The organism is Nonomuraea terrae (genome assembly GCF_004348995.1).
Classification (GTDB): Bacteria; Actinomycetota; Actinomycetes; order Streptosporangiales; family Streptosporangiaceae; genus Nonomuraea; species Nonomuraea terrae.
Map to the genome: position 1 here is coordinate 1 of NZ_SMKQ01000279.1, position 9488 is coordinate 9488.

The window sequence follows — 9488 nt, forward strand, 5'->3', positions numbered from 1 at the left end:
GTGATGAGGCGGCTCACGGCTTCACGGAGGCTGTGGCGGCGTTGTCCGGCGCGGGCGGGATCGTCGGCGCCGGCGAGGTCGCGCAGTGCGGGGGAGGCCTGGCTCCAGCTCTGCACGAGGCCGAGGATGAGGGCCAGGACGTCGGCGGGCGCGTGCGTGGAGCCGGGCGCGAGGGTGGCCTGGGCCTGGGCGACGGCGTCGACCTTGCGGCGGTACGCGTCGTACTCGATGTCCGAGGCCTTGATGCGTTCGAGGTTGCGCCAGGTCAGCAGGCGTCCCACGGTCGGGTTGGCTTCGAGGTAGTCGTAGAGGGAGACGGCGTATCCCGGCAGGTCGTCCTGGGTGATGGGCACGACGTCGATCATGGTTTCGACGTCCCGGACGATGACGGCGTCGAAGAGCCCGTCCTTGTCGCCGAAGTAGATGTAGATCAGCCGCTTGTTCACCCCGGCGCGCTCGGCGATGCGGTCGACGCGGCCCCCCGCCAGGCCGTGCTCCTGGAACTCCTCGACGGCGGCGTCGAGCAGCCGCGCCTTGGTGGCGGCCGACTGCTCCGCCTTCGTCATGCGTGCCACGAAATCCTCCACAACCTCGTCGGACGGGGAGCGGGAACCCGATGTTGGATTTTCCCCATCTGGTTAGTGTATGGTCAAGAAGTTCTCCAACTAGTTAGGTACTGACATGGCAACCACCTGGTTCATCACCGGTACGTCCCGAGGCTTCGGCCGTGAGCTGACCGAGCAGCTGCTGGCCCGCGGAGACCGCGTGGCCGCCACCGCCCGCAGGCCCGAGCAGCTCGACGACCTGGCCGAGGTGTACGGCGACCGGCTGTGGCGCCGCGCCTTGGACGTCACCGACACCGCTCGGCTCCGTCAGGTCGTCGACGCCGCGTTCGCCGAGCTGGGCCGCATCGACGTGGTCGTCTCCAACGCCGGCTACGGCATCATGGGCGCGGCGGAGGAGCACACGGACGCCGAGGTCGAAAGCCTCGTCGCCACCAATCTCACCGCGAGCATCCACCTGGCTCGCGCCGTCACCCCGCACCTGAGGGCCCAGGGCGGCGGGCGCATCGTGCAGGTGTCCAGCATGGGCGCGCACATCACGTTCCCGGGCTTCTCGCTCTACCACGCCGGCAAGTGGGGCATCGAAGGGTTCTTCGAGGCGTTCGCGCCGGAGGTGGAGCCCTTCGGCATCCGCACCGTCCTGGTCGAGCCTGGCATGATCGCCAACACCTTCTACGACGCCGTCCAGACCACCGACCCGCTGCCGGCGTACGCCGACCGCGCCGACATCGCGCGCGGCGACATGGACCCGGCCAACCTGATCGGCGACCAGCGGAAGGTCGCCGCCGCCATGATCGAGGCGGCTCTCGCCGCCGAGCCCCCGCGCCGGCTGCTGCTGGGCTCCGACGCCTACGGCATGGTCCGCTCGGCCCTCGCCGACCGGCTCGCCGAGGTGGAGGCCCAGAAGGACCTCGCCCCCAGGACGGACGCGGCCCACGCCTGACCGTCCAGGCGCGGGCCGACGTGCGGGCGGTCAGTCCGGGACGGTGAGGACGATCTTGCCGGTGGTGCGGTTGGTCTCGCCGAGCTCGTGCGCCTTGGCGGCGTCCGCGAGGGGCATGGCGGCGGCCACCTCCGGGCGCAGCGCGCCCGCGTCCACCAGCGCGGCCAGCGCGCGCATCGCGCCGTGGTCGGGCTCGACCAGGATGGCCTCCGACCGGATGCCGAGCTCCTGCGCCCGCGCGTGCAGGCCCGGGTCGAGCAGGCTGATCGCCAGCGAGACGATCGTGCCGCCGGGGCGCATGGTCCGCAGCGAGCGCGGCCCGTAGTCGCCGCCGATCGTCTCCAGCACCACGTCCACGTCGCGTACGACCTCGGCGAAGTCCTGCTCGCGGTAGTCCACCAGCTCGTCGGCGCCGAGCCCGCGCAGGAAGTCGTGCTTGGCGGCGCCGGCCGTGCCGATCACGTGGGCACCGCGCGCCTTGGCGATCTGCACCGCCAGGTGCCCGACCCCGCCGGCGGCGGCGTGGATGAGCACCCGCTGGCCCGCCCTCAGCCCGGCCACGTCCACGAGCGCCTGCCAGGCGGTCAGCCCGGCGAGCGGGATCGCGGCGGCGTGCACGTGGTCGACGGCCCGCGGCTTGCGCACGAAGTGGCGCGACGGCGCGGTCACGTATTCGGCGAACGCCCCGTGGCCCTGCGGGTAGCGCAGCATGCCGAACACCTCGTCGCCCGGCTTGTAGAGCGCCTGCCCCACGCCGGAATCCTCCACCACGCCCGAGACGTCCCAGCCCAGCACGAACGGCGGCGCCAGCCGCAGCACCCCGCCGCTCGCCCGCGTCTTCCAGTCGGTCGGGTTGAGCCCGGCGGCCTCCACGCGTACGAGCACCTCGGTGGGGCCGGGGACCGGCTTGTCGACCTCGACCATCCGCAGCACCTCAGGACCGCCCAGGGCGTCCTGGCTGATCGCCTTCATCGTCGTCATGCGTTCCAGCCTGCTGGCTCGGCGTCCGGGACGCGAGCGGGCAGCGGGCGACGATCGGGTAAAAACCGGTCAGAAGTCGGCGAAGAGGCGGGCGGCGGCGGTCTCGATGCGCCGCTGGATCTGGTCGTACGTGCGACGCCCGCGCAGCATCTCCAGCAGCTCCTGCACCCACACGCTGGCCAGCGAGCCGGCGAGGTCGATCTGCTCCTCGCTCGCGGCGGCCAGGGTCAGCCCGTCGGCGGAAACTCGCAGCAGCAGCCCCGTCATGCGGTCGCCGAACGGGGTCTCGACGTCGGCCATGATCAATGACCGGATGAGCGCGTCGGCGAGCTCGGGCTCGCGCATCAGCCCGCGGGTGGCCCTCATGAGCACGTCGACCGCGCGGCTCGCCGGGGTGGCGGCCCCGGGCGGGCGGCGGTCGATGCTGCTCTCCAGCAGGTCGAGCTCCTCGCCGACCACGGCCACGACAAGGTCCATCTTGGACGGGAAGTAGCGGTAGAGCGTGCCGAGCGCCACGCCCGCGCGCTCGGCGACCGTGCGCATCTGCATGGCCTCGACCCCGCCACGTGAGGCGAGCGCGGCGGCGGCCTGGACGATGCGCTTGCGGCGCTGGTGCTGGCTGCGCGTACGGACGCTCTGCGCGGGGTGGCTCTCCATGGTCGCCTCGGCGTCGCTGGAGGGCGCGGCGACGGTCGCGTGCGTGGGACGCATGAGAACACGTTATCTGATTTCACGAAGGCACGGCTTGTTACCAGCGGGTCACAAAGAAGCCGAATCGACCCATGTCCTCGGCGTTACAGCCCTATATCGCGCATTACCGACGCGGGGGGTCGCTGGACAGAGATTGGAATCTGTTCTAGTTTCCGATTCGGTTGACCTAGCACTTGCTGGAGGACCCGTGGACTTCACCTTCGACGAAACCCAGCAGGACCTGAGGAAGCTGGCCGCCGAGGTCCTCGCCAAGGAGGGGGACGAGGAACGGCTCCGCCAGGCCGGGCTGCTGGGCGTCTGCGTGCCGGAGGAGGCGGGCGGCGCCGGGCTCGGCCCGGTCGAGATGGCCGTGGTGCTGCGCGAGACGGGCGCGCGGGCCGCACCCGTGCCGGCCCTGCCCACGCTCGCCGGCACCCTCGCCCTCGCCCGTCACGGCACCCTCGACCAGCAGCGGCGCTGCGCCGACCGGGTCACCCTCGCGCTGCGCGAGCCCGGCCGCGCCCTGACCGACCCGCCCCTGACGACCGCGCGCTGGGAGGGCGGCGACTGGACGCTCACCGGCCGCAAGGCCACCGTGCCGTACCCGGGAGCGGCGACGCTGGTCACCGCCGACGAGGGGCTGTTCCTGGCGGAGCCGACGTCCACGGTCCAGGAGTACACCTCCACGGGGGAGCCCGCCGCCACGCTGGTGTTCGACGGCGCTCCCGCGGAGCGGGTGGCCGGGATCGAGGCGGTCGCGGACACCGTACGGATCTTCACGGCCGCGGCGGCCGCCCAGGCGAGCGGCGTGCTGGCCGGCGCGCTGGAGCTGACCACGTCGCACGTCAGGACGCGCCGGCAGTTCGGGCGGGCACTGGCCGAGTTCCAGGCGGTGACCATGCAGGTCGCCGACGTCTACATCGCGGGACGGGTGCTCGACGTGGCCATGTGGGCGGCGGTCTGGCGGCTGGGCGAGGGGCTGCCGGCCGAGCGGGACGTGGCGCTGGCCGCGTACCACGCCTGTGAGGGGTTCACCGCGCTCTACACCTGTCAGCACCTGCACGGCGGGCTCGGGCTCGACGTGACGTACCCGCTGCACCGCTACTTCGCCCGGGGCAAGCACCTGACGCACCTGCTCGGCGGCGCCGACGCCCAGCTCGACCTGATCGGAGCGCTCGTCTGATGCTGATCGACCTGACCCCCGAGCAGCGCGGGCTCCGCGACGAGCTGCGCGAGTACTTCAGGACCTGCCTCACCCCCGAGCAGCGGGCCGAGATCGCCCAGGACCCGTTCGGCGAGGCGTACATGGAGCACTGCCGGCGGCTCGGCCGTGACGGCAAGCTCGGCCTCGGCTGGCCGAAGGAGTACGGCGGCAGCGGCTACGGCCCCCTGGAGCAGCAGATCTTCGCCAACGAGATCGCCCGCGCCGGGGTGCCGTACCCGATCATCACCGTGCAGACCGTGGGGCCGACCCTCATGCAGTACGGCACGCCGCGGCAGAAGGACTTCTTCCTGCCGCGCATCCTCGCCGGAGAGTGCCACTTCGCGATCGGCTACAGCGAGCCCGAGGCGGGCACCGACCTGGCCTCGCTGCGGACGACCGCGGTGCTCGACGGCGACCACTACGTCGTCAACGGCCAGAAGATCTTCACCAGCGGCGGCCACCACGCCGACCACATCTGGCTGGCCGCCCGCACGAACCCCTCGGCCAAGAAGCACAAGGGCATCACGATGATGATCGCCTCCACGGACGACCCCGGCTTCTCGTGGACCCCGATCATCACCATGGACGGCCGCCACCACACGAACGCGACCTACTACTCCGACGTGCGGGTCCCGGTGGACATGGTGGTCGGTGAGGTGGACCGCGGCTGGGACCTCATCGTCAACCAGCTCAACCACGAGCGCGTGACCCTCGGCCCAGCCGGCAGCCTCGGCCACACCTACGACCGCTTCCTCGCCTGGGCGCGCCGTACGGGCCTGGACGGCGACCCGGACGTGCGCCGGGCGCTCGCCCGCGTGTGGGCCGCGTTCCGCACCAACGAGCTGCTCAACTGGCAGGTCGCGGCGAACATGGACCTCGGCTGGCTGGGCGCCCCCGACGCCTCGGCCACCAAGATCTACGGCTCCGAACGCACGCAGGAGGCCGGCCGGATCGTCGGCGACATCCTCGCCCGCCACGGCGACCCGTCCGACCCGGAGACGGCCGAGCTGCTCGAACGCATGGACCGCGGGGTGAAGGGCGGACTGGTGCTGACGTTCGGCGGCGGCGTGAACGAGGTGCAGCGGGAGCTGATCGCCATGCTCGGCCTGAACCTGCCGAGGCCGCCGCGATGACGGACCCGCTGCACGAGCTCGCGGACAAGCAGGCGGCACTCGGCGAGGTGCGCGGCGCCCCCGCCCCCGACCCGGTGAACGCCCCCATGATCCGGCACTGGCTGGCCGCCATGGGCGACGCGAACCCGGTCTACTTGGAGCAGGGCGTCGCCCCGCCCGCCATGGCCCAGGTGTGGACCATGGACGCGCCCCGCGACCGCTCGCCGGTGGACGACGTGCTGGCCGCGCTCGACGACGCCGGCTACACGGGCGTGGTGGCGACCGACTGCGGGCAGACCTATCACCGCTACGCCCGCCTCGGCGAACGGCTCACGCCCGCCACCCGCTTCACGGACCTGGCCGGCCCCAAGCGGACGGCACTCGGCGTCGGCTTCTTCGCCACCTGGAACGTCACCTGGTACGACGAGGACCACCGCCCCGTCGCCGAGATGCTCTTCCGCGTGCTCAAGTTCCGCCCGCCCGAGGTGGGGAAGCCGTATCCGCTGCAGCCTGCGGTCAACCAGGACACCGCGTTCTTCTGGGAGGGCGCGAAACAGGGCGAGCTGCGCATCCAACGGTGCGCCGACTGCGGCGCGCTGCGCCACCCGCCCGGTCCGATGTGCCCGGCCTGCCGCTCGACCGCCCGCACCCACGCGGTCGCGACCGGCCGCGGCACCCTCCACAGCTTCGTCGTGCACCACCATCCGCCCGTGCCGGGCCGGGAGCTCCCGTTCGTGGTGGGCGTGGTGGAGCTGCCGGAGGGCGTACGGATCGTCGGGAACGTCGTGGACTGCCCCATCGAGAAGGTCGAGGTCGGCATGCCGCTGCGGGTGACGTTCCGCCCGATGGACGACCGGCTCGTCCTGCCGCTGTGGACCCCGGAGGAGGCATGACGCCCGAGACGCTGCCCGAGACGCTGCCCGAGCTCGCCATCGACCTCACGCCCACGCTCATCGTCTCGACCGCGCTGGCCACCCGCGACTTCACGCCGGTGCACCACGACCCCGCCATCGCCCGCGCCCAGGGCTCGAAGGACATCTTCCTCAACATCCTGACCACCATGGGGCTGGTCGAGCGGTTCGTCACCGACTGGGCGGGGCCGCGGGCCGTCATCGAGCGCGTCGACGTGCGGCTCGGCGTCCCGGCGTACGCGGGGGACCGGCTCACCTTCGGCGGTACGGTCACCTCGCGCGCGGGCGGGCGGGTCACCGTGCGGGTTCACGGGCGGGTGAGCCTGGGCGACCACGCCACCGGGACGGTCACGCTGAAGGAGGACGGACGGTGCTGAGCGGGCGCGCCGCCATCGGGGGCATCGGCGCCACGGAGTTCAGCAAGGAGTCGGGACGCTCCGAGCTGCGGCTGGCCGCCGAGGCCGTGCTGGCGGCGCTGGACGACGCCGGTCTGTCGCCGGCCGACGTGGACGGCATGGTCACCTACAGCCAGGACACCAACCAGGAGATCGCCGTGGCGCGTGAGACGGGCGTCGGCGACCTGACGTTCTTCTCCCGCGTCGAGTACGGCGGCGGCGCGGCCTGCGGAACCGTCGCGCACGCGGCCATGGCCGTGGCCACCGGCCTGGCCCGCACGGTCGTCTGCTACCGCGCCTTCAACGAGCGCTCCGGCCGCCGCTTCGGCCAGCCGAACGCCGGGCTGAGCGGCGAGCCCACCTCGCAGGGCCTGGAGATGAGCTGGCACGTGCCGTACGGGCTGATCACCCCGGCCGCCTGGGTGGCCATGTTCGCCCGGCGCTACATGCACGTGTACGGCGCCACCTCCGAGGACTTCGGCCGCGTGGCGGTGACCATGCGCCGGCACGCGGCGACGAACCCGGCGGCCTGGTTCCACGGGCGGCCGATCACGCTGGAGGAGCACCAGGCGTCCCGGTGGATCGCCGAGCCGCTGCACCTGCTCGACTGCTGCCAGGAGAGCGACGGGGCCGTGGCGCTGGTGGTGACGTCCGCGGAACGCGCCCGCGACCTGCGCCGCCCGCCGGCGCTGATCACGGCCGCCGCCCAGGGCTCGGGGGCGGGCCAGATGATGATGACGAGCTACTACCGCGACGACATGACCGGCTTACCGGAAATGTCAGTGGTAGCTCGCCAACTGTGGGAAATGTCGGGTCTGTCCCCGTCGGACGTCCAGGCCGCCATCCTGTACGACCACTTCACGCCGTTCGTCCTGACGCAGCTCGAAGAGCTGGGCTTCTGCGGGCGCGGCGAGGCCCCCGGCTTCGTCCGCGACGGCGGCATCGCCCTGGACGGCGCCCTGCCGGTCAACCCGCACGGCGGACAACTCGGCGAGGCGTACATCCACGGGATGAACGGCATCGCCGAGGCCGTCCGCCAGCTCCGGGGCGACGCGGCCAACCAGCTCGCGGGCGTGACGAACGTCCTGGTCACCGCCGGGACGGGGGTGCCCACGAGCGGGCTGATCCTGTCGTCAGGGTGATGCTCAGCCGTTCCACGCGCCCGCCACCTGGCGGGTGGCGGCGTTGAGCCGGTTCCACACGTTGATCGTGGCGATGGCGGTGAGCAGCGCGGCCAGCTCGGTCTCGTCGAAGTTGTCGGCGGCCTCGTTCCACACCTCGTCGCTCACGGCCTCCGGCCGGTCGCTCAGCCGGGTGACGGCCTCCGTCAGAGCGAGCGCCGCGCGCTCCGCGTCGCTGTAGTACGGCGCGTCCCGCCAGCCGGCCACCGTCCAGATCCGCTCGTCGCTCTCGCCGTTCTTCTTCAGGTCGCGGGCGTGCATGTCGAGGCAGACGCCGCAGCCGTTGATCTGGCTCGCGCGCAGGTGGACGAGGTCGAGCAGCGCCTTCGGCAGACCGGCGCCCTCAACGCTGCGGCCCAGCGCGTGCAGGGCCTGCATGGCGCCGGGCAGGACGGCGGCGGGGTGGTTCATCCGTGCGTGCATGGTGATCTCCTCAGGGGCCCGGGCGGTGCGCGGGCAGCCGTCCGGTTGGATAGGGGTCACATCTATGACACCGCTCGGAGAAGGAATGTGACAGATGGCCGACCGTGACGATCTGTTCGAGGCGCACCGGAGTCAGCTGCGGGCCGTGGCGTACCGGATGCTGGGGTCGGTCAGCGAGGCCGACGACGCGGTGCAGGAGACGTGGCTGAGGTTCGAGCGCACCGCCACCGGCGACGTGCGGAACCTGGGCGCCTGGCTCACGACCGTCGTGGGCCGGGTCTGCCTCAATCTGTTGCGTTCGCGGGAGACCCGCCGTGAGGAGCCGCTGGAGATCCGGATGCCCGACCCCGTGATCAGCGGGGCCGGGGGCGCCGACCCGGAGCAGGAGGCGCTGCTCGCCGACTCGGTGGGGCTCGCGCTGCTCGTCGTGCTGCAGACGCTGGACCCGGCCGAGCGGCTGGCCTTCGTGCTGCACGACATGTTCGCCGTGCCGTTCGACGAGATCGCCCCCGTCCTCGACCGCACGCCGGCCGCCACCCGGCAGCTCGCCAGCCGCGCCCGCCGCCGCGTGCAGGGCGCGGCCGTGCGGCCCGATCCCGACGTGGCGCGGCAGCGCGAGGTGGTCGAGGCGTTCCTGGCGGCCTCGCGGGGCGGCGACTTCGACGCGCTCGTGGCGGTGCTCCACCCCGACGTCGTGCTCAGGACCGACTCCGGGCCCGTCGCGGGGGCGTGGAACGAGCTGCGCGGGGCGCTCACCGTGGCCGAGCAGGCGTTCATGTTCCGCAGATTCGCCGAGTTCGCCAGGCCGGTGCTGGTCAACGGCGTGCCGGGCGTCCTCACCGTACGGGACGGCCGGCCGCTCTCGGTCATGGCCTTCACCGTCGCCGGCGGCAAGGTCGTCGCGCTGGACATCCTCGCCGACGGAGACCGGCTGGCCCGCCTCGGCGTGAAGGCGTGACCGTCAGGGGCTCTGGAAGCTCGCCATGAAGAAGAACACGATCATGGCGATCGCCACGCAGATGAGGAATCCGACCGCCTCCCACGCCCAGTCGTGGTGGCGGTCGCGGCGGCGGCGCGCCTGAGGG

At 72.4% G+C, this 9488-nt stretch carries 11 protein-coding genes; 7 read left to right on the plus strand and 4 right to left on the minus strand.

Features of this window, described 5'->3' with window-relative positions:
• The coding region (locus E1286_RS43265) for a TetR/AcrR family transcriptional regulator (RefSeq protein WP_246075659.1) at positions 1-566 on the minus strand (566 nt) is incomplete at its 3' end.
• Between the two features lie 115 nt (positions 567-681).
• Between E1286_RS43265 and E1286_RS43270 the strand changes: the two genes are divergently transcribed.
• On the plus strand, positions 682-1506 hold the full coding sequence (locus tag E1286_RS43270) for an SDR family oxidoreductase (protein ID WP_132622607.1): 825 nt from the start codon (positions 682-684) through the stop codon (positions 1504-1506).
• Between the two features lie 30 nt (positions 1507-1536).
• Here E1286_RS43270 and E1286_RS43275 read toward each other — a convergent pair whose 3' ends face one another.
• Together E1286_RS43275 and E1286_RS43280 are read right to left on the minus strand one after the other, a co-directional pair.
• Positions 1537-2478 carry an NADP-dependent oxidoreductase gene (locus E1286_RS43275; RefSeq protein WP_132622621.1) on the minus strand — a complete coding sequence of 314 codons (942 nt, stop codon included), beginning with the start codon at positions 2476-2478 and terminating at the stop codon, positions 1537-1539.
• A gap of 78 nt (positions 2479-2556) precedes the next feature.
• Positions 2557-3144, minus strand: coding sequence for a TetR family transcriptional regulator (locus E1286_RS43280; RefSeq protein WP_132622623.1), 588 nt, complete (start codon positions 3142-3144; stop codon positions 2557-2559).
• 241 nt (positions 3145-3385) lie between these two features.
• On the opposite strand from E1286_RS43280, the gene E1286_RS43285 reads away from it, so the two are divergent.
• From E1286_RS43285 to E1286_RS43305, 5 genes are read left to right on the plus strand one after another with little or no spacing between them, the layout of a single operon-like run.
• Positions 3386-4360, plus strand: a complete 975-nt coding sequence (locus E1286_RS43285; protein ID WP_132622609.1) for an acyl-CoA dehydrogenase family protein — start codon at positions 3386-3388, stop codon at positions 4358-4360.
• On the plus strand, positions 4360-5514 hold the full coding sequence (locus E1286_RS43290) for an acyl-CoA dehydrogenase family protein (RefSeq protein ID WP_132622611.1): 1155 nt from the start codon (positions 4360-4362) through the stop codon (positions 5512-5514). The genes E1286_RS43285 and E1286_RS43290 overlap by 1 nt, the downstream gene beginning before the upstream one ends.
• Positions 5511-6386, plus strand: a complete 876-nt coding sequence (locus E1286_RS43295) for a bifunctional MaoC family dehydratase N-terminal/OB-fold nucleic acid binding domain-containing protein (protein ID WP_132622613.1) — start codon at positions 5511-5513, stop codon at positions 6384-6386. Before E1286_RS43290 ends, E1286_RS43295 begins: the two co-directional genes overlap by 4 nt.
• Complete coding sequence (locus E1286_RS43300; RefSeq protein ID WP_132622615.1) at positions 6383-6781, plus strand: MaoC family dehydratase; 399 nt, start codon at positions 6383-6385, stop codon at positions 6779-6781. The genes E1286_RS43295 and E1286_RS43300 overlap by 4 nt, the downstream gene beginning before the upstream one ends.
• Positions 6778-7941: a lipid-transfer protein gene (locus E1286_RS43305; protein WP_132622625.1), complete on the plus strand. Its 1164-nt coding sequence runs from the start codon at positions 6778-6780 to the stop codon at positions 7939-7941. Before E1286_RS43300 ends, E1286_RS43305 begins: the two co-directional genes overlap by 4 nt.
• Positions 7942-7944: 3 nt before the next feature.
• On the opposite strand, the gene E1286_RS43310 is transcribed toward E1286_RS43305, so the two are convergent.
• A complete protein-coding gene (locus E1286_RS43310) occupies positions 7945-8403 on the minus strand; it encodes a carboxymuconolactone decarboxylase family protein (protein ID WP_132622617.1) in 459 nt (152 codons plus the stop codon).
• A 94-nt stretch (positions 8404-8497) separates the two neighbouring features.
• On the opposite strand from E1286_RS43310, the gene E1286_RS43315 reads away from it, so the two are divergent.
• Positions 8498-9361, plus strand: coding sequence for a sigma-70 family RNA polymerase sigma factor (locus E1286_RS43315; RefSeq protein ID WP_132622619.1), 864 nt, complete (start codon positions 8498-8500; stop codon positions 9359-9361).
• Positions 9362-9488 lie beyond the last annotated feature (127 nt).

Bases quoted from the DNA above. Each gene is read 5' to 3' on its own strand.
- E1286_RS43270 (WP_132622607.1), top strand. From the start codon at position 682: ATGGCAACCACCTGGTTCATCACCGGTACGTCCCGAGGCTTCGGCCGT.
- E1286_RS43290 (WP_132622611.1), top strand. From the start codon at position 4,360: ATGCTGATCGACCTGACCCCCGAGCAGCGCGGGCTCCGCGACGAGCTG.
- E1286_RS43280 (WP_132622623.1), bottom strand. From the start codon at position 3,144: ATGGAGAGCCACCCCGCGCAGAGCGTCCGTACGCGCAGCCAGCACCAG.
- E1286_RS43300 (WP_132622615.1), top strand. From the start codon at position 6,383: ATGACGCCCGAGACGCTGCCCGAGACGCTGCCCGAGCTCGCCATCGAC.
- E1286_RS43295 (WP_132622613.1), top strand. From the start codon at position 5,511: ATGACGGACCCGCTGCACGAGCTCGCGGACAAGCAGGCGGCACTCGGC.
- E1286_RS43315 (WP_132622619.1), top strand. From the start codon at position 8,498: ATGGCCGACCGTGACGATCTGTTCGAGGCGCACCGGAGTCAGCTGCGG.
- E1286_RS43275 (WP_132622621.1), bottom strand. From the start codon at position 2,478: ATGAAGGCGATCAGCCAGGACGCCCTGGGCGGTCCTGAGGTGCTGCGG.
- E1286_RS43310 (WP_132622617.1), bottom strand. From the start codon at position 8,403: ATGCACGCACGGATGAACCACCCCGCCGCCGTCCTGCCCGGCGCCATG.